Annotated in this window: 25 protein-coding genes and 1 tRNA gene; 15 read left to right on the plus strand and 11 right to left on the minus strand. The window is 64.3% G+C overall.

Annotated elements, in window-relative coordinates; genetic code table 11:
* Nucleotides 1-9: 9 nt before the first annotated feature.
* A complete protein-coding gene (locus tag RPB_RS07545; RefSeq protein ID WP_041798061.1) occupies nucleotides 10-951 on the minus strand; it encodes an ABC transporter permease in 942 nt (313 codons plus the stop codon).
* A 43-nt stretch (nucleotides 952-994) separates the two neighbouring features.
* A complete protein-coding gene (locus RPB_RS07550) occupies nucleotides 995-2,569 on the minus strand; it encodes an ABC transporter substrate-binding protein (RefSeq protein WP_011440397.1) in 1,575 nt (524 codons plus the stop codon).
* A gap of 149 nt (nucleotides 2,570-2,718) precedes the next feature.
* Here RPB_RS07550 and RPB_RS07555 point away from each other — a divergent pair, with 149 nt between their 5' ends.
* Nucleotides 2,719-3,645, plus strand: coding sequence for a LysR family transcriptional regulator (locus tag RPB_RS07555; protein WP_041798062.1), 927 nt, complete (start codon nucleotides 2,719-2,721; stop codon nucleotides 3,643-3,645).
* 89 nt (nucleotides 3,646-3,734) lie between these two features.
* On the opposite strand, the gene RPB_RS07560 is transcribed toward RPB_RS07555, so the two are convergent.
* Entirely contained in the window at nucleotides 3,735-4,211 is a 477-nt protein-coding gene (locus RPB_RS07560) for an Lrp/AsnC family transcriptional regulator (protein ID WP_011440399.1), read from the minus strand.
* Between the two features lie 167 nt (nucleotides 4,212-4,378).
* On the opposite strand from RPB_RS07560, the gene alr reads away from it, so the two are divergent.
* A complete protein-coding gene (gene alr, locus RPB_RS07565; protein WP_011440400.1) occupies nucleotides 4,379-5,545 on the plus strand; it encodes an alanine racemase in 1,167 nt (388 codons plus the stop codon).
* Nucleotides 5,542-6,819 carry a D-amino acid dehydrogenase gene (locus tag RPB_RS07570; protein ID WP_011440401.1) on the plus strand — a complete coding sequence of 426 codons (1,278 nt, stop codon included), beginning with the start codon at nucleotides 5,542-5,544 and terminating at the stop codon, nucleotides 6,817-6,819. Before alr ends, RPB_RS07570 begins: the two co-directional genes overlap by 4 nt.
* Before the next feature lie 147 nt (nucleotides 6,820-6,966).
* Here the strand turns inward: RPB_RS07570 and RPB_RS07575 are convergent, their stop codons facing one another.
* Nucleotides 6,967-7,548: a DUF4142 domain-containing protein gene (locus RPB_RS07575; protein ID WP_011440402.1), complete on the minus strand. Its 582-nt coding sequence runs from the start codon at nucleotides 7,546-7,548 to the stop codon at nucleotides 6,967-6,969.
* Between the two features lie 227 nt (nucleotides 7,549-7,775).
* Between RPB_RS07575 and RPB_RS07580 the strand changes: the two genes are divergently transcribed.
* The 6 genes from RPB_RS07580 to RPB_RS07600 all read left to right on the plus strand — a co-directional run bounded on the left by RPB_RS07580 (nucleotide 7,776) and on the right by RPB_RS07600 (nucleotide 11,048).
* Entirely contained in the window at nucleotides 7,776-8,636 is an 861-nt protein-coding gene (locus tag RPB_RS07580; RefSeq protein ID WP_011440403.1) for an SDR family oxidoreductase, read from the plus strand.
* 59 nt (nucleotides 8,637-8,695) lie between these two features.
* Nucleotides 8,696-9,001: a hypothetical protein gene (locus RPB_RS07585; RefSeq protein WP_011440404.1), complete on the plus strand. Its 306-nt coding sequence runs from the start codon at nucleotides 8,696-8,698 to the stop codon at nucleotides 8,999-9,001.
* Nucleotides 9,002-9,050: 49 nt separating this feature from the next.
* Nucleotides 9,051-9,275, plus strand: a complete 225-nt coding sequence (locus tag RPB_RS07590) for a hypothetical protein (protein ID WP_011440405.1) — start codon at nucleotides 9,051-9,053, stop codon at nucleotides 9,273-9,275.
* A 131-nt stretch (nucleotides 9,276-9,406) separates the two neighbouring features.
* A complete protein-coding gene (locus tag RPB_RS23995; protein WP_011440406.1) occupies nucleotides 9,407-9,730 on the plus strand; it encodes a hypothetical protein in 324 nt (107 codons plus the stop codon).
* 79 nt (nucleotides 9,731-9,809) lie between these two features.
* Nucleotides 9,810-10,217: a hypothetical protein gene (locus RPB_RS07595; protein ID WP_011440407.1), complete on the plus strand. Its 408-nt coding sequence runs from the start codon at nucleotides 9,810-9,812 to the stop codon at nucleotides 10,215-10,217.
* Between the two features lie 150 nt (nucleotides 10,218-10,367).
* A complete protein-coding gene (locus RPB_RS07600) occupies nucleotides 10,368-11,048 on the plus strand; it encodes a ParA family protein (protein WP_011440408.1) in 681 nt (226 codons plus the stop codon).
* A gap of 360 nt (nucleotides 11,049-11,408) precedes the next feature.
* Here RPB_RS07600 and RPB_RS07605 read toward each other — a convergent pair whose 3' ends face one another.
* Nucleotides 11,409-12,332 carry a LysR family transcriptional regulator gene (locus tag RPB_RS07605; protein WP_011440409.1) on the minus strand — a complete coding sequence of 308 codons (924 nt, stop codon included), beginning with the start codon at nucleotides 12,330-12,332 and terminating at the stop codon, nucleotides 11,409-11,411.
* 2 nt (nucleotides 12,333-12,334) lie between these two features.
* A complete protein-coding gene (gene trxB / locus RPB_RS07610; protein ID WP_011440410.1) occupies nucleotides 12,335-13,300 on the minus strand; it encodes a thioredoxin-disulfide reductase in 966 nt (321 codons plus the stop codon).
* Nucleotides 13,301-13,556: 256 nt separating this feature from the next.
* Here trxB and RPB_RS07615 point away from each other — a divergent pair, with 256 nt between their 5' ends.
* On the plus strand, nucleotides 13,557-14,039 hold the full coding sequence (locus tag RPB_RS07615; protein WP_041798064.1) for an Lrp/AsnC family transcriptional regulator: 483 nt from the start codon (nucleotides 13,557-13,559) through the stop codon (nucleotides 14,037-14,039).
* Between the two features lie 21 nt (nucleotides 14,040-14,060).
* On the opposite strand, the gene RPB_RS07620 is transcribed toward RPB_RS07615, so the two are convergent.
* From RPB_RS07620 to RPB_RS07635, 4 genes are all read right to left on the minus strand, one after another.
* A complete protein-coding gene (locus tag RPB_RS07620) occupies nucleotides 14,061-14,468 on the minus strand; it encodes a DoxX family protein (RefSeq protein WP_011440412.1) in 408 nt (135 codons plus the stop codon).
* Between the two features lie 207 nt (nucleotides 14,469-14,675).
* Nucleotides 14,676-15,152: a transcription elongation factor GreA gene (gene greA / locus RPB_RS07625; RefSeq protein WP_041798617.1), complete on the minus strand. Its 477-nt coding sequence runs from the start codon at nucleotides 15,150-15,152 to the stop codon at nucleotides 14,676-14,678.
* Nucleotides 15,153-15,382: 230 nt separating this feature from the next.
* Nucleotides 15,383-18,712 (minus strand): carbamoyl-phosphate synthase large subunit, encoded by a 3,330-nt coding sequence (gene carB / locus RPB_RS07630; protein ID WP_011440414.1) that lies wholly within the window; start codon nucleotides 18,710-18,712, stop codon nucleotides 15,383-15,385.
* Nucleotides 18,713-18,885: 173 nt separating this feature from the next.
* Nucleotides 18,886-18,961, minus strand: a tRNA-OTHER gene (locus RPB_RS07635).
* A 285-nt stretch (nucleotides 18,962-19,246) separates the two neighbouring features.
* Between RPB_RS07635 and msrA the strand changes: the two genes are divergently transcribed.
* From msrA to RPB_RS07655, 4 genes are all read left to right on the plus strand, one after another.
* Entirely contained in the window at nucleotides 19,247-19,957 is a 711-nt protein-coding gene (gene msrA / locus RPB_RS07640) for a peptide-methionine (S)-S-oxide reductase MsrA (protein WP_011440415.1), read from the plus strand.
* A 30-nt stretch (nucleotides 19,958-19,987) separates the two neighbouring features.
* Nucleotides 19,988-20,401, plus strand: coding sequence for a peptide-methionine (R)-S-oxide reductase MsrB (gene msrB / locus RPB_RS07645; RefSeq protein WP_011440416.1), 414 nt, complete (start codon nucleotides 19,988-19,990; stop codon nucleotides 20,399-20,401).
* A 116-nt stretch (nucleotides 20,402-20,517) separates the two neighbouring features.
* Nucleotides 20,518-20,682 carry a DUF3309 family protein gene (locus RPB_RS07650; RefSeq protein ID WP_011440417.1) on the plus strand — a complete coding sequence of 55 codons (165 nt, stop codon included), beginning with the start codon at nucleotides 20,518-20,520 and terminating at the stop codon, nucleotides 20,680-20,682.
* A gap of 182 nt (nucleotides 20,683-20,864) precedes the next feature.
* Nucleotides 20,865-21,155, plus strand: a complete 291-nt coding sequence (locus tag RPB_RS07655; RefSeq protein WP_011440418.1) for a hypothetical protein — start codon at nucleotides 20,865-20,867, stop codon at nucleotides 21,153-21,155.
* A 109-nt stretch (nucleotides 21,156-21,264) separates the two neighbouring features.
* Here the strand turns inward: RPB_RS07655 and RPB_RS07660 are convergent, their stop codons facing one another.
* Entirely contained in the window at nucleotides 21,265-21,627 is a 363-nt protein-coding gene (locus RPB_RS07660) for a hypothetical protein (protein WP_011440419.1), read from the minus strand.
* A gap of 187 nt (nucleotides 21,628-21,814) precedes the next feature.
* On the opposite strand from RPB_RS07660, the gene RPB_RS07665 reads away from it, so the two are divergent.
* Nucleotides 21,815-22,183: a hypothetical protein gene (locus RPB_RS07665; protein WP_245258328.1), complete on the plus strand. Its 369-nt coding sequence runs from the start codon at nucleotides 21,815-21,817 to the stop codon at nucleotides 22,181-22,183.
* Nucleotides 22,184-22,255 lie beyond the last annotated feature (72 nt).

A 22,255-nucleotide genomic window follows, 5' to 3' on the forward strand; every position in this document is an offset into this window, starting at 1 on the left:
CGGCTCCGCTCAATATCGAATGCGCGGGTCGAGCGCGACGTAGAGGACGTCGACCAGCAGGTTGATGCCGACATAGGTGAACGAGAAAAAGATCACGAGGCCCTGGACCACCGGGAAGTCCCGCGCCAGCACCGAGTCGACGGTCAGTTTGCCGAGCCCGGGAATGGCGTAAACGGTCTCGGAGACGACCACGCCGCCGATCAGCACCGCGAAGGACAGCCCGATGATGGTGACGATGGGGACCGCGGCGTTGCGAACGGCGTGGCGCCACAGAACCCGCTTTGCGGAGGCGCCCTTCGCGTAGGCGGTCTTGATGAAATCCTCGTGCAGGACGTCGATGACCGAGGCGCGCGTTACGCGTGTCAGCAGCGCGATCTGGCCGAACGCCAGTCCGACGGCCGGAAGGATGAAGTATTTGAGTTTCGTCAACAGTCCGGCGTCCGCAGGGCCGGTGCCCTGCACCGGAAGCAGACCCATTTTCAGCGCAAACAGCCAGATCAGGACGTAACCCAGCACGAAGACGGGTATGGAGAATGCGATGACGGCGCTCGCATTCACCATGCGATCGATCGAGCTTCCTTGCCGGGACGCCGCCAGTGCGCCGAGATAGACGGCGATCGGGACCGAGATGAGCATGGTCAGGATCGCCAGGCTTGCCGTCGGAGGCAGGCGCTGGCCGATGAGCGTGGTGACGGGGATGTGGTAGTAGAGGGACTGGCCGAGATCCAATCGGAGCAGCGATTCCCCCCAGATGAGGAATTGCTGCAAAATGCTCTTGTCGAGGCCGAGCTGGGCCCGAAGGGCTTCCAGTTGTGCCGGCGTCGCGCCGTCCCCGGCGATGGCCAAAGCCGGATCGCCGGGGGCGAGCCGCAGAACAAAGAAGATGAGAGCGGCAACGACAACCACCACGGGGATGGTGGACGCCAGCCGTCGCACAAGATAGCTACCCATTCTTGCCCAGCCGAAGTTGGAGCTGCGTGACTTGCCGGTCCGGTTACTTGCCGGTCACCGACACGTTCCAGAACACGGTCGAGGCGATCCGCGGCAGCAGGCCCTCGAGCGAGCCCTTTCGCATCACGCTGAACTGATCCGCCTGGCCGAGCGGCGCGATCGCGCCTTGCTCCAGGATGCGAGTCTGAATCTTGGTCGCGATGGCCTTCTGCTCGGGCAGATCCGGGGCATTGATGAACTGGCCCAGCAGCGCTTCGACCTGAGCGTCTTCGAACCAGCCGGGCCATCCGGCCCTGCCGTTCGCGGTCAGCGGCGCCGAGGAGATCGGAACCGTAAGGTCGTAGGGGGACCAGGCGGCTATGAACAGATTCCAGCCGCCATCCTTGGCGGGCGCCGTGTTGGTCCGCTTCTGCAGCCAGCTCGCCCAATCCAGCGGAAGCAGCTGGGTCTTGAAGCCGGCCTGCTGGAGCAGGGCCGACATCATCGGCGCGGTCTTGCTTTGAACGCGGACCTCGGGCGCATCGAGGATAACGATCGGCGTCCCGTCGTATTTGGCCTCAGCCAGCAGCTTCCTGGCTTCGGCGAAATTCGGTTTGCCGGTGTAGTTGTCCGGCGTGCTCGAATAGATCGTTCCGCAGGGATAGACCGAGGCGCAGCTCTGATAAGCGCCGGGTACGCCGATCTGCACCTTGAGGACGGCGTCCTGGTTGACGGCGAGCATTGCCGCACGTCGCACCCTGAGATCGTTGAACGGCGGCGTCAGGGTATTGAACCGCATCACGAAGGAGAGCGACAGCGGACGGTTGACGATATCGATGTTGGGGTCCTTCTGCAGGTCGGCGACCTGCTCGTAGGAAGGCTGGTCGATGTAGTCGATCTCCTTGTTGCGCAGCGCGTTCACCGCGGTCTGGGCGTCCTTGAGGAAGATCCATTCGACCTTGTCGAGCTTGACCACCTTGCCGCCGGATGTTCCCGACGCCGGCTCGCTGCGCGGCTTGTACGCTTCGTTCTTGACGTACACCGCGCGCTCGCCGGGCTTGAATTCGTTTGCGACGAACTTGAAAGGACCCGACCCGATGATCTTGGTGATGGGCCCGCTGCCGGCCTCGTCGATCACGGCCTTCGGCATGATGAACGGAACGATCGCCGAGGGCTTGCCGAGGGCGGTGAGCATAGGGCCGAACGGCGCTGACAGTTTGATCTGGAAGGTCCGGTCATCGACCGCGGTCATGGCGGTCGTCCGGGCTTTCATCTTGCCGCCGAGGGTGTCCTTCGACTGCCATCGCTGCAACGAGGCGATGGCGTCCGCAGAGGTCACCGGGCTGCCGTCGTGAAAGGCGAGCCCTTCGCGCAACGTGAAGGTCCAGGTCGTGGCGGCCTCGTCGACGGCGTATTTTTCCACCATCTCGGGATGCACCTTCCCCTCGAGGTCGGTCCCGAACAGGGTGTCGTAGACCATGAAGCCATGGTCCCGCGTAATGTAGGCCGTCGTGGACAACGGATCGAGGATCTGAAGCGGCGCGGTCGGAACGACGCGAAGCGTGTCGGCCTGCGCGAAAGTTGCGGTGGTCGCCAGAAGGAGGCCGGCTACGCACGATTTCAGTCTCAAGCTGCTCATGAACTTCCCCGTCACCCCTTGCGATGTGTCGCAAGCTCGTTGTCGTCAGCCCTTGCGGCCAACCTCCAAATACCTGAGCCCTATTGTTGGGCATGCCTAAATATATTACAAATGAATTAGTAGCATCGTTGATTTCGAGAATCGAATTAATGGCTGAACCGACCCTGAAACAGATTCGTATGTTTCTCGCTGTGGCCAGGCACCGCAGTTTTCGTGTCGCGGGCGACCGGGTTTCGGCGTCCCAGTCGAGTATTTCCATTCAGATCAAGCAGTTGGAAGATCGTGTCGGGCTTGCTTTGTTCGACCGCACGACCCGGGTGGTGAAACTGACCCCGGCGGGCTCGGAACTGCTCGCGGATTTCGAGCGTCTCGCGGCCATGGCCGACGAGGTCCGCGTCAAATGTGCGCAATTGGCCGCCGGGCGAACCGGTCAACTCAGGATCGGGGTGCTTCCGTCGATTGCCGAGCATTTGCTTCCCGAGGTGATCGCCGAGTTCAGCCGCGAGCTTCCCGGCGTTCACTTTGAGATCTTTGAAGCCGTCGAGCAGGAATTGATCGCCGCCGTCAAAGTCGGGCGATGTGATCTCGGCCTGACCAGCGCGCGCATGCTCGAGCGTGGCATGACGTTCGAGGGATTGTTCAGCGACGACCTGTTCGCCGTCATGCTGTCGTCGCACCCCCTGGCCTCGCTGGACGAAATTCCAATCGCGGCTCTCGCCGAGCGGCCGCTCATCTTGACGAAATGGGGGACCAGTCTGCGTCTGGCGGCGAGCCAGGCCTTCGAGGACGAGGGCATCGCCATCGTGCCCGCCTATGAAGTGACGAACATGGCGACGGCCCTTGGATTTGCCGCGAAGGGTCTCGGCGTCGCGCTGCTGCCGGCCAGCGCAGTCAGGAACATGCAGAACGTCGCGACCGTCGCGAGGCCGCTGCGGGGGCAGGCTGGTTCGCGCATGATGGGCATTCTTCAGCTCGAAGGCGCCGTCAGCTATCCTCTCCAGCAAAGGTTCATCGCGCTGCTGCGCAGCGTCGTTGCGACAGCCGCGTCGCGACAGGTGCTTGCGCCGGAATCATGAACTCAAGGCCCGCGGCGGTCAGATCGCAGCAGTGCGGAGCGGCTGTCCCGGGGGGGGGGGCGGCTTTATCGCATGGGCGCCGGGATGGGCTAACCGCCGAGCGCGGCCGGCGAGATGCTGCGCTCGATGACGCTGCGCATGACGAAACTCGAATGCAGGCGCGACACCCCAGGCATGCGGGACAGATGCTGTTTGTGGATGCGCTCATAGTCCTGCATGTCGCGGGCCTGCACCTGCACGAGGTAGTCGTCGTTTCCCGACATCAGAAAGCAGGACACCACGTCGGGGCATTTGACGATCTCGCGTTCGAACGCCGACAGCGCATCCTCGCTCTGTTTGTCCAGCGTGATGTGCACCAGCACCGTCATCGTGAAGCCGAGCTCGGCGGCGTCGACGTCGGCCGAGTATCCTCTGATGACGCCGGTCTTCTCGAGTTGGAGCATCCGTCGCGTACAAGCCGTCGGCGACAGCCCGACCCGTTCGGAGAGGACGACCTGACTGATCCGCGCGTCCTGGACGAGATGGCGGAGGATCTTTCGGTCGATCGGATCGGTCTCGGTCGTCATGACGCCAAATCGCCTCTTCTGCAGGAATATCGACTAAATCCGGCGGATTGCGCAGAATTCCGTCGTTGAATGGACGGTTACCATAAAAATTCGCCAACAACCACCGCGCTCTTCCTGACATCCTGTTGCAGGCGACACTGGCAGAGGATGGGGACGTGAGCGTCGAGATGAGGCTGGGGCATCGTCATGCCGGGGCGACGCTGACGATCGATCTGGCGGCCATCCGGTGGAATTATCGCCGTCTGGCCGAGATGGTAGGACCGAAGGTCCGCTGCGGCGGGGTCGTCAAGGCGGATGCCTACGGGTTGGGTGCGCGCCAGGTCGCTCCGGCGCTCTATGGCGCCGGATGCCGGGATTTCTATGTCGCCCATCTCGATGAGGCGCTCGATCTGCGACCGCATCTGCCGCCCGACGCATCGATCGTGGTCCTGAACGGGCTGCCGCGCGGCGGCGAAGACGATTGCGCCGATGCAGGCATCGTGCCCGTCCTCAATTCGCTCGCGCAACTCGATGACTGGTCGGCCTGCGCGCGCAAGGCGGGCCGCGTGCTGGGGGCGATCGTACAGATCGACAGCGGCATGTCGCGGCTCGGGCTCTCGCCACGAGAACTTGACGAGCTTTCGCACGCGCGCCTGCGCGGCATCGATATTCGCCTGGTGATGAGCCATCTGGCCTGCGCCGATGTCGCCGATCACGCGGCGAATGCGTATCAGCGGGCGCGGTTCTGTGCGCTGGCCGATCGCTTCGGAGGGATTCCGAAGTCGCTGGCGAATTCGTCCGGAATCTTTCTCGGCCCCGACTTTCACTACGACGCCGCCCGGCCGGGTGCGGCGCTCTACGGCATCAATCCCACGTCGTCCCGGCCCAACCCGATGCGGCCGGTGGTTCGGCTCGCGGCCGCGATCGTTCAGACGCGCGAGATCGAAGCCGGCGATCACGTCGGCTACGGCTGGGATTTCCGCGTCGAACGGCCGTCGCGGTTGGCGACGCTGTCGATCGGTTATGCCGACGGCCTGCATCGCGCGCTGGGGCGAGCCGGCGCGGTGTACTTCGAGGGCCGCGCCCTTGCGATCGCCGGACGGGTGTCGATGGACAGCATCACCGTCGATCTCGGTGATCTGCCGGCCGAGCGCCTCGGGCGTGGCGCAGAGATCGAACTGATCGGTCCGCATCAGTCGGTCGACGAACTCGCCTCCGCGAGCGGCACCATCGGCTACGAAATCCTGACCAGCCTCGGCGATCGCTTTCGACGGATTTATCGCGATGCCGCCGACCGGCCGCAGGACAGTGACCTCCAAAAAAGAGACGATGCCATGAAAGCGCTGATGCCATGAAAGTTCTGGTGATGGGAGCCGGCGTGATCGGCGTCACGACGGCTTATTATCTGGCCAAGGCCGGCTTCGAGGTCACCGTGATCGACCGTCAGCCCGGCCCCGGCCTCGAGACGAGCTTCGCCAATGCGGGCGAAGTCTCGCCCGGATATTCTTCGCCATGGGCCGGCCCGGGCGTGCCGCGCAAGGCGATTCAATGGATTCTCGATCGCCACGGACCGCTGGTGGTGCGGCCGCAGATCGACCCGGCGATGTGGCGCTGGGTTGTCCAGATGCTGCGCAACTGCACCGCCAGCCGCTACGCGCTCAACAAGTCGCGGATGGTCGGCATCGCCGAATACAGCCGGGACTGTCTGCGCGCTCTGCGCGCTGATATCGGCATTACCTACGACGAGCGCAGCCAGGGCACGCTGCAGCTGTTTCGCAAGCAGTCGCAGCTCGATGCGATCGGCGGAGACGTCGAGATCCTGCGTCAGTACAATGTCCCGTTCGAAGTTTTGGATCGGGCCGGCTGCATTCGCGCGGAGCCCGGACTGGCCGCGGTGCAGAATTCGTTCGTCGGCGGCCTGCGACTGGTCGATGACGAGACCGGCGATTGTCATCTGTTCACGCAGCGGCTGGAGGCGGCCGCGGCCGCGCTGGGTGTGAATTTCGTCTACGAAACGACGATCCGGAGTATCGATGCGCAGGGCGGCGCGGTCGCCGGGGTGACGACCGACAAGGGCAGGTTCGTCGCCGACCGCTATGTGATGGCGCTCGGCAGTTTTTCGCCGTTGCTGCTGCGGCCGCTCGGCATCGATATTCCGGTCTATCCGGTCAAGGGCTATTCGATCACCGTTCCGATCGTCGACGAACCGGCGTCGCCGCGATCCACCGTAATGGATGAGAGCTACAAGGTCGCGATCACCCGGCTCGGCGATCGCATCCGCGTCGGCGGGACGGCGGAAATCGGCGACTACCAGCCGCGCCTGCGGCCGAACCGCCGAGTGACGCTGGATCGGTCATTGACCGATCTGTTTCCCGGCGCAGGTGACCTGTCGCAGGCGACGTTCTGGAGCGGATTGCGGCCCATGACGCCGGACGGGCCGCCGATCATCGGGCCGACCCGCCTCGCAAACCTGCATCTGAACACCGGGCATGGCACGCTGGGCTGGACCATGGCCTGCGGCGCGGCGCGCGTCGCGGTGGATCAGCTTCGGAGCGTCGAGCCCGAGATCGACGCGCGGGCGCTGTCGCTCAGCCGCTACCAATCGGGAGCGGCATCACTTGGCGCATGAGCCTCGAAAGGCATGATGCGGAAACAAGTAGCTGGAGCAGCGTGACGGCTTCGAAGCCGTTGTCCTGCTCCAGCAGCACCCGCGAAGCGGATGATCGGATCGTGCGAAGACGACCGCGACATCCTGGCGGCAGCGGGTCGAGGCTGTTTACTTGGATGCCGGAGCCGCCGCTTGCCCGCCCTGGCGATCGAGCGCCTGCGCCATCTGCAGATGGTGCTTCAGCGCCGGCACGGTGTTGGCCGCCCATTCCTTCAATTCGGCGTTGTCGCCATTGGCCGCATAGCGTTCGAACAACGCGATCGCCTGATTGTGCGCCTCGACCTGCTGCGCAGTGTACAAGGCCGTGAACTCCTCGCCGCGCGCGTTGTTCAGGGCGTCGTATTTGCCCTGATGCGCGCTGTCGAGCTGGCTCGGCACGTCGATGTCGACTTTGCCGACGACGATGAAGCGCTTCAGTTCGGCCGACGTCTTGCCGTGGTCCTCGATCATTCGGTTGGCGAAGGCCTTCTGCGCGTCGGTGCCGCGCGCGAGAGCCAGCCGGGCGGTCGCGAGTTCGAACAGATCCGAGATCGTGACCTGCTGAATGAATTTCTGCGTGTCCGCGCTGATCCTCACGGCAGCGCCGGAGCCGGTCTGATTGGTCGCCGGCTGGGCGGAAACCTGGGTCGGGAGCAGGCATATCTGCGCAGCGAGCGTGAGGCAGCTCAGTGCGATGGCGGCGCGTTTCATCGAGTGTTCCTTTCTGCATCGCGCGGACTGATCGGACGCTGAACGTCGGACGAATCCGCATTGTGCGGCTTCAAACCACGACGAGACGCACGGTTCCTGCGCAGGCGACGGCTGCATCGGACACAATGGCGCAGCCGCGGCCGCCGATCCGCCGTCGAGCGGTTTCGCCGGCGGATCGGAACGACACGCGCTCCGTTCGATTGATCCCGACCCTGGAGGAGCCCGCCATGCCGTCGACCTATCCGAAGCCGCCCTATCCGAAGCAGCAGCAATCGATGCCGGGAACGACCGGCGAGATGAACCCGCGCCCCGATCACGGCGAGACGACTTACAAGGGGGCCGGCCGGTTGGAGGGCATGAAAGCTCTCATCACCGGCGGCGACAGCGGCATCGGTCGCGCCGTGGCGATTGCCTATGCGCGAGAGGGGGCCGACATCCTGATTTCGTATCTGAACGAAACGGAAGACGCAGCGGAGCTGAAAGCGCTGGTCGAGAAGGAGGGTCGCAAGGCCGTTCTGGTCGCCGGCGATCTGCAGGATCCGGCGCATTGCCGGTCGGTCGTGACGCGCGCGGTCGATGAACTCGGTGGTGTCGACATCCTGGTCAACAATGCGGCTCACCAGGCGACGTTCAAGGACATCGGCGACATCAGCGACGAGGAATGGGAGTTGACGTTCAAGGTCAACATCCACGCGATGTTCTATCTCACCAAGGCGGCGGTGCCGCACATGAAGCCCGGTAGCGCCATCGTCAATACGGCATCCATCAATTCGGATGCGCCGAACCCCTCGCTTCTCGCCTATGCGACGACAAAAGGGGCGATCCAGAACTTCACGGCCGGGCTGGCGCAGCTGCTCGCCGAGAAAGGCATCCGCGCGAATGCGGTCGCGCCCGGGCCGATCTGGACGCCGTTGATCCCCTCCACCATGCCGGAAGAGGTCGTCGAGAATTTCGGCAAGAACGTGCCGATGAAGCGCGCCGGCCAACCGGCCGAACTGGCGACGGCCTATGTCATGCTCGCCGATCCCCGCTCGAGCTACACATCCGGGACGACGGTCGCGGTGACGGGCGGGAAACCGTTCATCTGAACGCGCGTTGTCGCGTGCCGCCGCGGGCGAGAGATTTGTGACGAAAAGGAGACGAGGACGTGCAGCAGGCCATCAGCGGAGAATTTTCGACGAGGCGCGGCGCCGAGCTCGCCGTCGAGCAGCTCGTACAGGAATATGGCATCGACCGCGCGGCGATCGCCGTGACGGCGCGGGGCGCGGCGAATAGCTCCGGGTCCGAGGTCGCCGGCGCCGATGCCGAAAGCGGCCATCCCGGCGTCGAGAAGCAGAGCTCGCCGAAATTGAGCGGAGCGATCGACGTGTCGATCAGCTGCAACAAGTCGGAAGAGCCGTCAGTCGAGGCCGCGCTGAAGAAGACCGGCGCACAGCGGATCGTCAAAGGCTGAGACCGGGCCGGCCGCGGGACGGCGTATCGCAACTGGGGAGAGCCACTTCATGGTGGGAAGCGAGCCGAGTGACGAGGCGGTCGCGGTGCTGGCCGATATCGCGCGCACCGCAGGCCGCGATTTGAACGCGGGGCAGCGTCTCGAACTCGACCATCTGGTGTCGCAGGGACTGGTCGCCGTGGTCTCGCCTGGGTCGACGTATCGCAGCTACCAGGTGACGGCCAAAGGGCAGCGCCTTCTCGATCGACGAGGCGTCGGCGCGAACGAGGCGTGACTTGCCCCATCCATCCCCATCGGGAGAGCCTCCGCTGCGCCGCAGCTTGCGCTGTCGGCGCGGTTGCCTCAGACTTCCGCACCATTGTCGGTTCGCGACAATGATCGCGGCTCGAGAACAGCGGGGGGCGCATGATCGGATTTGGACGGGACGGCTGGATTGGGGCTCTGCTGGTGGCGGCGGCCCTGCAGTTCGCATCGACAGGCGCTGTGGCCTATACCGCCGATCAGCAGCAGGCCTGCACCGGAGACGCGATGCGATTGTGCGGTGCGTTCGTGCCTGATGTCGATCGGATCACCGTCTGCATGGTCCAAAACAAGACACGGCTCACGCCCGCATGCCGCGCCCATTTTGGGCCGCCGCCGCGCGCCCGGGCGGCCAAAGCGCCTCGTTCCAATCCAGCTGTCGCCAGGTCGAAACGCGCGCAGAAGCCTGCTCAACGCGAATTCCGCTGACAGCACGAGCCCGGGCGGATGCGGGTTTCCCGCCAAAACTGCTCTGGCAACGGTCCCGCCGGGGCCCTATCTGCTATGGATGAACAACAACCTGAACGACACCGACCATCGTGCTGAACTCGATCGCCATATGGCCTGGTTCGAGTCGAAGCTGCCGCCCAAGCCCGCCGGCTTCGTCGGGTGGCTGCGCAAGCCGTCGTCGAAATATGTCCGGCTGCCCGTCGGGGTGTTGCTGGTCGGAGGCGGCGTGTTCAGCTTCCTTCCGGTGCTGGGATTGTGGATGTTGCCGCTGGGTCTCGTCCTGATCGCACAGGATGTGCCTGCGCTGGAGAAGCCGACCGCGCGCACGCTGGGCTGGCTCGAACGAAAATGGGTGGCGCGGCAACGCAAGAAGGGCGTCGATATCACTCCGTTCGCTGCTGCTCAGGACCCGGACTCCGTCATGACGGCTTCAGACTCTGCCGGCGAATCGCGCGCTAAGGCTTGATACGCCGGCATGGCAAGCGATTAGTGTGACTCAAAAGCCAACCTGCCGATACAATTCGGCGAGGTATGACTCGCTGCATGCAATTTTGTCTTTCACGAATCAGCGTCCTGATTCACCTTTGTCAACTATTGGTGAATGGGAGGCCATCGTATGAATGTCATCGTTTTTGCTTCGCGTAAGGGCGGCTCCGGGAAAAGTACCCTGACCGCGCATCTGGCTGCTCACGTCAACAAAGCGTCGCGCCCGTGTCTGCTGATCGATGCCGATCCTCAGGGGTCGCTGACATTGTGGCACAAGCTGCGTGGTACCAATGAGCCGCCGCTGCGCACCGCGACGCGGTCGGTCGGCGAGATCATCGCATCCGCCAAGCGCGACGGCATCGAATGGGTGTTCATCGACACGCCGCCGAATCTGTCCGCGGTGGTGGAGGACGCGATCCGCAACGCGACGATGGTGATCATTCCGGCGCGCCCGGGCGTGTTCGACGTCAACGCGGTGCAGGATACGATTCAGACCTGTCGTGCCAACCGCAAGCCTTACGCCATCGTGCTCAACGGTGCACCGGCTCTGCGCGGCGAGGGTGAAAGCCGGATCGTGACGATCGCCCGCGATGCGCTGGCCAAGTTCAAGGCGCCGGTCTGGGGCGGCCAGATCACCAACCGCGCCGATCTGCTGATGGCGCTCGGCGAGGGGCAGGGCGCCCGCGAATATGCGGCAGAAGGCCGCGCCGCCTACGAGATCAACCGTCTCTGGGCCGCGATCGAGCGTTCGGTGAAGGCGATCCGTGGGGCCGGCTCGGCCGGCGGTGCCATGCACAAGCAGGCCGCGTGAGTTCACTCGACTAAGGCGCGCGCGGGATCCCGCGCGTTCATCGTTGCAGGTCGGCCGAGCACTGTGCTGTCCGCGCCGTCGTCGATCTGGACAGGCATCCCGCCATCGTCGACGAAACGGGTCTCATCGAGCCGCGGCACGTTCCCCCCAAAAAAAACCGGGCTCGCGAGGGAGCCCGGCTAAGGTCGTGGCCAAGTAGGGCCGACACAATCACCTTCCAAGAGGGATAACTGAGACTCCACACCACTGGAGGAGGGGGACATGCGTAGTGCGAACCCTCAGCGTGGAGCCATTTGATCTGCGAACGCCAGTCGCGGCAAGCAGGGCGCCCGCATGTCAGTCATGCGGGGACCGGGGCCTTCAGCTCGGCCAGCGCTGCGCCTTGTTGACCACGAAATCGCGGAACACCTGCACGCGCGCCACCGTCTTCAACTCTTCCGGATAGACGAAATAGGTGTCGAGCTGGATTGAATCTTCCTCGCCGAACAATTGCACCAGCCGGTTGGGATCTTCGACCAGGTAGTCCGGCAGCGCGGCGATGCCGAGGCCCTGCTGGCAGGCGCGCACCAGGCCGAGAATGTTGTTGACCTTGAAATACGGCTCGCGGGGGCCGGAGCCGTTGCGGCCGGCGTCGACCAGCCAGCTCCGGTTCTGCAGATGCGGCGGCACCTGGCTGTCGCTCAACATGATCAGGCGGTGATTGTCGAGTTCCTCGAGCGTCCGCGGCGTGCCGAAATGCTTGATGTATTCCGGCGAGCAATAAGCGTGGAAGCCGATCGAGAACAGCTTGCGCTGGATCAGGTCGGGCTGGGTCGGCTTGCGGGTCCGGATCGCGACGTCGGCCTCGCGCATCGACAGGTCGAGTTCTTCGTCGGTGACGATCAGCGAGATCCGGATCTCGGGATACAGCGCGGTGAATTCGCCGAGCCGCGGCACCAACCAGTGAATGCCCAGGCCGGGGGTGGTGGTGATCTTGAGATCTCCGCTCGGCCGTTCGCGGCTGTCTGTCAGCTTGGCGCGCGCGGCCTGGAGCTGCATGAACACGTCGTGCGCGGTGCGGAACAGCAGGTCGCCCTGTTCGGTCAGGATCAGGCCGCGGGCGTGGCGGTGGAACAGCGAGACCGAAAGCTCCTGCTCCAGCGCGCTCACCTGCCGCGACACCGCCGATTGCGACAGCCCGAGCTGCTCACCCGCATGGGTGAAGCTGCCGGCTTCGGCGGCGGCGTGGAAGACCTTGAGCTTATCCCAATCCATATCGGTGAACCCGTCGCGGTGTCGAGCCATGTCTACTCCGCCGCCTGGCGTTCGCTGGCGCGCAGGGCGAGGAAGCGTTCGGCTTCCAGCGCGGCCATGCAGCCGAGGCCCGCGGCGGTGACGGCCTGGCGATAGATTTCATCGGCGACATCGCCCGCGGCGAACACGCCGGGGACCGAGGTCGCGGTGGAGTTCGGGGCGACTTCGACGTAGCCCGACGGCTTCAGCCGGAGCTGGTCCTTGACCAGTTCGGTCGCCGGCGCGTGACCGATCGCGATGAAGACGCCGTCGGCGCGAACCTCGCTGAGCGCACCGGTCTTGACGTTCTTCAGCCGGACATGCGTGACCTTGGTCGGGCTGTCGCTGCCGCAGATCTCGTCGACCTCGCTGTCCCACACCACCTTGATCTTCGGGTGCTTGAACAGGCGCTCCTGCAGGATGCGCTCGGCGCGGAAATGATCGCGGCGATGCACGATGGTGACGCTGGCGGCGAAGTTGGTCAGGAACAGCGCTTCCTCGACCGCGGTGTTGCCGCCGCCGACCACGACGACGTCCTTGCCGCGATAGAAGAAGCCGTCGCAGGTCGCGCAGGCCGAGACGCCGAAGCCCTTGTAGGTCTGCTCCGACGGGATGCCGAGCCAGCGCGCCTGCGCGCCGGTGGCCAGGATCACGGTCTCGGCGATGTAGACGTCGCCGCTGTCGCAGGTCAGCCGGAACGGCCGCTGGTTGAGGTCGAGATCGACCACGAGGTCGGTCACGATCTTGGTTCCGACGTGCCGGGCCTGCCGCTCCATCTGCTCCATCAGCCAGGGGCCCTGGATGACGTCGGCGAAGCCCGGATAGTTCTCGACATCGGTGGTGATGGTGAGCTGCCCGCCGGGCTGGATGCCCTGGATCAGGATCGGCTCGAGCATGGCTCGCGCGGCATAGATCGCGGCGGTGTAACCGGCCGGCCCGGAACCGATGATCACGACTTTAGCCTGGACTCGACTGGGCACGTTTCAGCTCCCCAGATTTAGGGCGGCGCGAAGCAGGGATTTGCCTGGCAGGGACATCGCCGTTGCGCGGACGATTCATTCGGAAGTCTATGTCATCTGGGAAGCTATGCAAGATTTGCAACACGTATGTGCAGGATTTCCCACCGTGTTTGGCAAACGAGGTGTGATCATCGCGAAATAAAATTGCGCAAGTTTGGACAAGTGCGTTATGAGGGGGACGATTTGCCGCCCAGACCGCAACACGGGATTTCGCCGCGTGTCCAAGAGCCTCGATCAGATCGATCTCAAGATCCTCCAGGAGATCCAGGAAGACGGCCGAATCACCAATGTCGAATTGGCGAAACGGGTCGGCATCTCGCCGCCGCCCTGTCTGCGCCGCGTCCGGACGCTGGAGGAGGAGGGCTACATCCAGGGCTATCGCGGCCTGCTCGATCCGGCCCTGCTCGGCTTCGACGTCACCGTGTTCGCCTCGGTGCATCTGGCGAGCCAGGCCGAAGCGGATCTGCGCGGCTTCGAGGAATTCGTGCGCAACGAGCCGCTGGTCCGGGAATGCTGGATGCTGTCGGGCGAGGTGGATTTCATCCTGAAATGCGTGGCGCCGGACATGGCGACATTCCAGAATTTCGTCGCGCATCTGACCGCGGCGCCGCATGTGCGCAACGTCCGGACCTCGCTGGTGCTGCGCAATTCGAAATACGCTCCCGCGGTGCCGCTGGAATTGAAGGCGGCGGCGACCTGAGCGGACGCCACCGCAACGCCGTCAGCGCGAGCGGATGATCCTGTCGAGGCTGATCGGCCCGCCGCCCGCCGTCGCCAGATACAGGCAGGCGAAGCAGAACAGAATGGCGGAAGTCCCGCCGTTGAGCAGCGGCAGCCAGACCGGCGTGTCGCCCTTGAACATGTGACCGAGGAAATAGGCGAACGCCATTTCGCCGGACAGGATGAACGCCACCGGACGGGTGAACAGCCCGAGCATCAGCAGCGCGCCGAGGATCAGTTCGAGCGTGCCGGCAGCCCCGATCAGCGAAAACAACTCGACCTTGGCGAAGTAGGGCACGGCCGGATATTTGAACAGCTTCGCCACGCCGTACTGAAACAGCAGCAATCCGGTGATGAAGCGAAACAGGCTCAGCACGAAGGGCTGCGCTTTGGCGGCAAAGTTGTCCATGGTCGGTGAGGCTCCGCTGATCGATGTCGATCGCTGATACTTGGCGCCCCGCGCCGCTGTCCATCCACCCGGGACAGCAACACGGACAAGTGATCCCGATCTCATCGCGCGTGATCAGTCCGGATCCGCGCCGGAAGCCTGCTCAGAACAGCAAAAAGGCCGCCCGCGGCGGCCTTTCAGCACGACTGTTGCTGCCGTACAGCGCGGTCAGCGCCACTCGACCTTGGCGATCTCGTAGGCCTTGGCGCCGCCGGGGGCGACGACCTCGACCGAGGTGCCCTTGGTCTTGCCGATCAGCGCGCGGGCAAGCGGCGAGGTGATCGAGATCTTGCCCTTCTTGGCGTCCGCTTCGTTTTCGCCGACGATCTGCCACACCGCCTTCTTCTCGGTGTCCTCGTCGATCAGCGTCACGGTGGCGCCGAACTTGATGGTGTCGCCGCTGAGCTTGCTGATGTCGATGATGTCGGCGCGCGCCAGCTTGTCCTCGAGCTCGGCGATGCGGCCCTCGTTGTGCGACTGCTCTTCCTTGGCGGCGTGATACTCCGCGTTTTCGGACAGGTCGCCATGCGAGCGCGCCTCGGCGATATGCTCGATGATGCGCGGACGATCCACCGACTGGCGCTTCTTCAATTCGTCCGAAAGCGCGGCGTAGCCGCCCGCCGTCATCGGTACCTTTTCCACCATCTTGCCTTTATCCTTCAGCATTCGTCGCGGGCGCCTTGGTCTGCGCATCCGCGAAGTCGTCAGCTTACATAAGGGGAGCGATCCGCCAAAGCGGTGCCCCGAGAATACTTCCAGCCGTACCCTGGGTCGCCGCGAAACGCCGGATAAAACAATCCAGAAGCTGGCGGGTTCCCGGCCTGCCGGCGTCGTTGCCAATCAGTTTGCCGGGCGCGCCACGCGCCCGGTGATGATCAGGATTCGGAAAAGTAGCTCTGCAGGGTCCGAACCTCAAGGTCTCCGCCAAGATAGGCCCGGATTCCTTTGGCGGCGGCTACGGCCCCGGAAAGAGTGGTGTAATACGGAACCTTATGCAAGAGGGCAGCGCGTCGCAACGACCGGCTGTCGGCCAGCGCCTGCGGCCCCTCGGTGGTGTTGAACACCAGTTGCACCTCGCCATTCATGATGGCGTCGACGATGTGCGGTCGGCCTTCCAGCACCTTGTTGATCTTCTCCGCCGGGATGCCGTGGTCGCTGAGATAGCGCTGGGTGCCCGAGGTGGCGATCACCTTGAAACCGACCTCGTGCAGCAGCTTCACCGCGACGGCGATCCGGGTCTTGTCGCTTTCGCGGACCGACACGAAAACCGTGCCCTTGCGCGGCACCCGCGTGCCGCCGCCGAGCTGGCTCTTGGCGAAGGCGATCTCGAACGAGCGATCGAGCCCCATAACCTCGCCGGTCGAGCGCATCTCCGGGCCGAGCACGGTGTCGACGCCGGGGAAGCGCGCGAACGGAAATACCGACTCCTTGACGCCGACATGGTCGAGCTTGCGCTTCTTCAGACCGAGGTCGGCGATCTTCTCGCCGGCCATGATCCGGGCGGCGAGCTTGGCCACCGGCATGCCGATCACCTTGGCGACGAACGGCACCGTGCGCGAGGCGCGCGGATTGACTTCGAGCACGTAGATCTCGCCGTCCTTGATGGCGAACTGCACGTTCATCAGCCCGACCACGTCGAGCCCGAGCGCGAGCTCGCGGGTCTGTCGCTCGAGCTCGGCGATCATCGGCGCATCGAGCGAATGCGGCGGCAGCGAGCAGGCCGAGTCGCCGGAGTGGATGCCGGCTTCCTCGATGTGCTCCATGATTCCGACGATGAAAGTATCCTTGCCGTCGCACAGGCAATCGACATCGATCTCGATGGCGTCCGACAGATAGCGGTCGAACAGCAGCGGGTTGGTACCGAGCACGGTGTTGATCTGGCCGGTCTTGTCGTTCGGATAACGCGCCTTGACGTCGGCCGGCACCAGCTCCGGCAAGGTGCCGAGCAGATAGTCGCTGAGCTGATTGTCCTCGCGGATGATCTGCATCGCGCGGCCGCCCAGCACGTAGGACGGGCGCACCACCAGCGGCAGGCGGAGTTCGGCGGCGACGAGGCGCGCCTGCTCGACCGAATAGGCGATGCCGTTCTTCGGCTGCTTGAGACGAAGTTTGTCGAGGATGCGCTTGAAGCGGTCGCGGTCCTCGGCGAGGTCGATCGCGTCCGGCGAGGTGCCGAGGATCGGCACGTCGGCAGCTTCCAGCGCCCGCGCCAGCTTGAGCGGGGTCTGGCCGCCGAACTGCACGATGACGCCTTTCAGCGTACCGTTGCTGCGTTCGGTGTCGATGATCTCCAGCACGTCCTCGGCAGTCAGCGGCTCGAAATACAGCCGGTCCGCGGTGTCGTAGTCGGTCGACACGGTTTCCGGGTTGCAGTTGACCATGATTGATTCATAGCCGGCGTCGTGCAGCGCGAAGCAGGCGTGACAGCAGCAATAATCGAACTCGATACCCTGGCCGATCCGGTTCGGGCCGCCGCCGAGAATGATCACCTTGTCCTTGGCCGAGGGGTGGCTTTCGTCCGACGCCGGACCGGCGAACGGCGATTCGTAGGTCGAATACATGTAGGCGGTCGGCGAGGCGAACTCCGCCGCACAGGTATCGATCCGCTTGAACACGGGCCGCACGCCGAGCGCGCGGCGCTTGGCTTTCACCTCGGCTTCGGTAGTGCCGGCCAGCACCGACAGGCGGGCGTCGGAAAAGCCCATCGCCTTCAGTGTCCGCATCCCGAACGCGTGGTCCGGCAGGCCGCTGGCGCGGACCTTGTTCTCCATCTCGACGATGCCGCGCAATTGCGCCAGGAACCACGGATCGATCTTGCAGGAGTTGAAGATCTCGTCGTCGGTCCAGCCGAGCCGCATCGCCTGGGCGACCTGCAGCAGCCGGCTCGGCGTCGGGGTGCCGAGGGCCGCGCGAATGGCGTTCTTGTCGTCGCCGCGGCCGAGGCCGTCGATCTCGATTTCGTCGAGTCCGGTGAGGCCGCTTTCGAGGCCGCGCAGCGCCTTCTGCAGGCTTTCCTGGAAGGTGCGGCCGATCGCCATCACCTCGCCGACCGACTTCATCGAGGTGGTCAGATTGTGCGAGGCGCCGGGGAATTTCTCGAAGGCGAAGCGCGGAATCTTGGTGACCACGTAGTCGATGGTCGGCTCGAATGCCGCCGGCGTGGCGCCGCCGGTGATGTCGTTGGCGATTTCGTCGAGCGTGTAGCCGACCGCGAGCTTGGCCGCGACCTTGGCGATCGGGAAGCCGGTCGCCTTCGAGGCCAGCGCCGAGGAGCGCGACACCCGCGGATTCATTTCGATCACGACCAGCCGGCCGTCGTCCGGATTGACCGCGAACTGCACGTTCGAGCCGCCGGTCTCGACGCCGATCTCGCGCAGCACCGCCAGCGAGGCGTCGCGCATGATCTGGTATTCCTTGTCGGTGAGCGTCAGCGCCGGCGCGACCGTGATCGAATCGCCGGTGTGCACGCCCATCGGATCGAGATTTTCGATCGAGCAGACGATGATGCAGTTGTCCTTCTTGTCGCGGACAACCTCCATCTCGTATTCTTTCCAGCCGAGGATGGATTCCTCGATCAGCACTTCGCTGGTCGGCGACGCATCGATGCCGCTCTCGACGATCTCGATGAATTCCGCCTTGGTGTAGGCGATGCCGCCGCCGGTGCCGCCCATCGTGAAGGACGGCCGGATCAGCGCCGGGAAGCCGATCTCGTCGAGCGCGCGCAGCGCGTCGGGAAGATTTTTGACCTGGCGCGAGCGCGGCGTCTCGAGGCCGATCTTGGTCATCGCCTCGCGGAAGCGCTCGCGGTCCTCGGCCTTGTCGATGGCGTCGGCGGTGGCGCCGATCATCTCGACGTCGAATTTCTCCAGTGTGCCGAGCTTGCGAAGCGACAGGGCGCAATTCAGCGCGGTCTGGCCGCCCATGGTCGGCAGCAACGCGAAGCCGCCGGGGATGACGTAGCGTTCCTTCTCGACGATCTTGGCGACGATCTCGGGTGTGATCGGCTCGATATAGGTCGCGTCCGCCAGTTCCGGATCGGTCATGATCGTGGCCGGATTGGAATTGACCAGGACGACCCGGTAGCCTTCCTGCTTCAGCGCCTTGACCGCCTGGGTGCCGGAATAGTCGAATTCACAGGCTTGGCCGATCACGATGGGACCGGCGCCGATGATGAGGATGGTGGAGATGTCTGTTCGTTTGGGCATCAAATCTCGCTGACGCGGGCGGGAATTTCGGGCACAAAAAAAGGGCGCGCAGCCGCGCGTCCCTTGTTCTACAAGCGCCGGGCTTCCCAGGCGCGCGGCCGTGTCTTAGACCAGTTTCCCGGGCTGCGAAAGGGCTTAGAAGCCGCCGTCAACCGGCATTTCGGAGAGAAATCTGGAGGCCCAGCCTGGACTTGAACCAGGAAAAAAGAGCGTTGCACCGCCCCCGCGTTGATCTTCCGCCACCGGGCCGCGTGCATTGTGGCTCGTTCGCGTGCGACATTCCAGCACGACTCAAGGTTAACCTTACCCTTTCTGCAGGCAGCCCAAACCCCTTCTGCTGGCAGGCATCATCGGGCCTGGGCCCGTGGCCGCAAGCCCGCGCATGTCGCTGCCGCGGCTTCACGCACTCGTGTGCGCCGGCTCGTAACATTCGGCACGGAGCTGCGTATCTTGGACAGCCGCGGGTGGAGCGGCAGGGGCCCGCCCGCCCGCTGCCTGCCCCCGCACCGTCCGTCGAATCCGCGAGGAACCCCCATGCGCTTCATCAGCCGTCTTGCTCGTAGCGCCGCCGCCCTGAGCGCGCTGGCCCTGTCCGCGAGTTTCACGCCCAGCCTTGCCGCCGAGGACGCGGTGGTGATCCCGCCGCCAGCGCTCGACGTCAGTTCGGCGGACGGCACCCAGACCGCGGTGTTCGCGGGCGGCTGTTTCTGGGGCGTGCAGGGCGTGTTCCAGCACACGGCGGGCGTGCTCAACGCGGTGTCGGGCTATTCGGGCGGCAGCCAGGCGACCGCGAACTACACGGCGATTTCGACCGGCGCCACCGGCCACGCCGAGGCGGTGGAGATCAAGTACAATCCGAAACAGATCAGCTACGGCCAGCTGCTGCAGATCTTCTTCTCGGTGGTGCACGATCCGACCCAGCTCAACCGGCAGGGCCCCGACGTCGGTACGCAATATCGCTCGGCGATCTTCACCGTGAACGACGAGCAGAAGAAGGTCGCGGACGCCTATATCGCCCAGCTCGACGCCGCGCGGGTCTACAAGAAGCCGATCGTCACCAAGGTCGGCCCGCTGGACGGCTTCTATGCCGCGGAGGCGTATCATCAGGACTACCTGACGCTGCACCCGACCCAGCCCTATATCGTCTATAATGATCTCCCGAAGATCGAGAACCTGAAGAAGCTGTTCCCGAAGGACTATCTCACCAAGCCGACGCTGGTGAGCAGCGCCAGGGCCACGAACTAGCGGCGATCGCCCACACGTTCAGGAGTTGCCATGACCGATACCAAGACGATACCCGGCAAGGTCGCCAAGAGCGAGGCCGAGTGGCGCAAGGAACTGACCCCGATGCAATACGCCGTGCTGCGCGAGAAGGCGACTGAGCGCCCGTTCTCGGGCGAATATGAGTACGAGACCACGCCGGGCACCTATGTCTGCGCCGGCTGCGGCCAGACCCTGTTCGAGTCCGATGCGAAGTTCGATTCCGGTTGCGGCTGGCCGAGCTTCACCGCGCCGGCGTCCGACGGCCACATCGACGAAGAGCGCGACGTCAGCCACGGCATGATCCGGACCGAGGTGCTGTGCGCGCGCTGCAATGGGCATCTCGGCCACGTGTTTCCCGATGGTCCGGGGCCGACGGGACTGCGCTATTGCATCAATTCGGCGGCGCTGAAGCTGAAGCCGCGGTAGGCTCGCCCTGGGTCAGGGCCCCCAGCCGGGCGGGTCGCAATTGCTGAGATCGGGCGTATCATCCCTCCAGAGCCGGAGCGGCGCTTGCGCGCCGCGTGCCGGCCGGGGAGGGCGATATGTCGATCGCAACCATTCTCATCCTCGTTTTGATCATCCTGCTGCTCGGTGGCCTCAGCCGGCGCTTCGGCGGTTATGGCTACGGTCAGGGCCACGGCCTGACCGGGCTGATCGGCGTCGTTCTGATCGTGTTCCTAGTGCTTCTGCTGCTCGGCAAGGTCTAACGCCGGCGCCGGCCCGTTCCGGGATCGACCTCGGCTGAAGGTCAGGCGCCCCCCGATGGGGTCGCATTTTGCCACAGAGTGCCTATATCAGAGGGTGCATCCGTTGGGCGCTGCCTGGCTGCCCGCAATGGCGCGGCTGACGCGTCCGATTCACCCTTTTCTGTCAGAAGGTTAGTCGCGCCATGGCATTCAGCTTCGAGACTTCCGCCGAATTATTTCCCGCCGCGATCCGCAAGAAGAAGCGTGCCGGCTTCACCTATCGCCGCTTCGACAATGCGGCGGACGCCGTGCGTTTCGCCATTGAGGAACTGCCGGCGGATTCGCTGAATGGCGCCTATCTGCAGGTCGACGAAGCCCGGTTCGACCAGAAGGGCATCCGCTCGCTGTACGAGAGCGAGACCTTCCCGCTCGAGCGCCGGCTGCCGGTCGCCGAGCCCGAGGCCGAGCAGCACGTCAAGGAAGACGCCGCCTAGCGTCTTTCCGGTCCGGATCGATCAGAACGGACTCTGGATGCTGTTGCCGGGTTCTTGACGCGAACACGATCCAGCTCGCTCGAACACGCTCTCGGCGCGATGGCAGGAATCAATCCCGTCGGCCTGACTGCAACGGCACGAACGACTGAAGTTCGCAGCGATCGACGATCGCTGCGAAGCGCGACGAAACCAGTTTCGTATCGCGATAGAATAGGGCGTAGATCTGCCTCGACTGATCTGGCGATGTACTGCGTAGACAGATGATCCACGGCGCCACCGTGGCGGGTTCTGCCTGGATCGGGCCGGCGACTTCGAGAGGTTCGATGAGTTTCACTTCGCCGGCGATCCTCTTGAGGTCGGCGGTTGCCGCCTCGATCGTCGGGGTTTGGCCAGGGGGCTCCGGAAGCGATTCCAGAAATGACGAGCACGCAGTCAGCGGAACAACGACAATAATGGAGGCGAGCCTGTGCATCGATTTGGAGTTTCGAAAGTGAATGATCGTCTCGTCCCTGCGCGCCTAGCCTGGACCGCCAGCCTACATCAATAAACGAGCCGGACAACTTCTAACCCGATCCTGCCTGTTCTCACTCGCTGTGTTCACGATGCCGGCATCAGGATAACGTTGCCCTATGCTGCGAGCCGTCCGCCTCATCCCATTGTTGTTCTCGGCGGCCGTTCTAGGCGGCTGCGCGGTGGACGCGCATATCAACTACGTCCCGGACTTCATGAAGCAGCCGGTGCCGAGCCAGCCCGTCAATCTTCCGCCGGACGTCGGCGAAATTCTCAAGGGCAATGTCGCCGCGGTGTTTGCGCAAGGGGCGTCCCCCACGGCCATAAGCTATTCGTCGCCGGTGCCGGGCAAGTTTGGCGGCTGGGACACTTGCGTTCAGGGCGACGTCGTCGGCGTGACCGGCAAGCCGCTCGGCGTGCAACTCTTCCTGGTCAACATCGATCGCGATCGGATCGGGCGACGCGAGCGGGTCGGGGACGATCATTGGTGTGCGACCCAGGTGTTCAAATCGCTTTGAGGGAAGCGCTCGCGGTCTTGGTGGATCGAAATCAGGGAGCCGCGCGAGGCCCCCAAGCAATTGCCGAAAGCC

It is taken from the genome of Rhodopseudomonas palustris HaA2 (genome assembly GCF_000013365.1).
Taxonomy (GTDB): domain Bacteria; phylum Pseudomonadota; class Alphaproteobacteria; order Rhizobiales; family Xanthobacteraceae; genus Rhodopseudomonas; species Rhodopseudomonas palustris_J.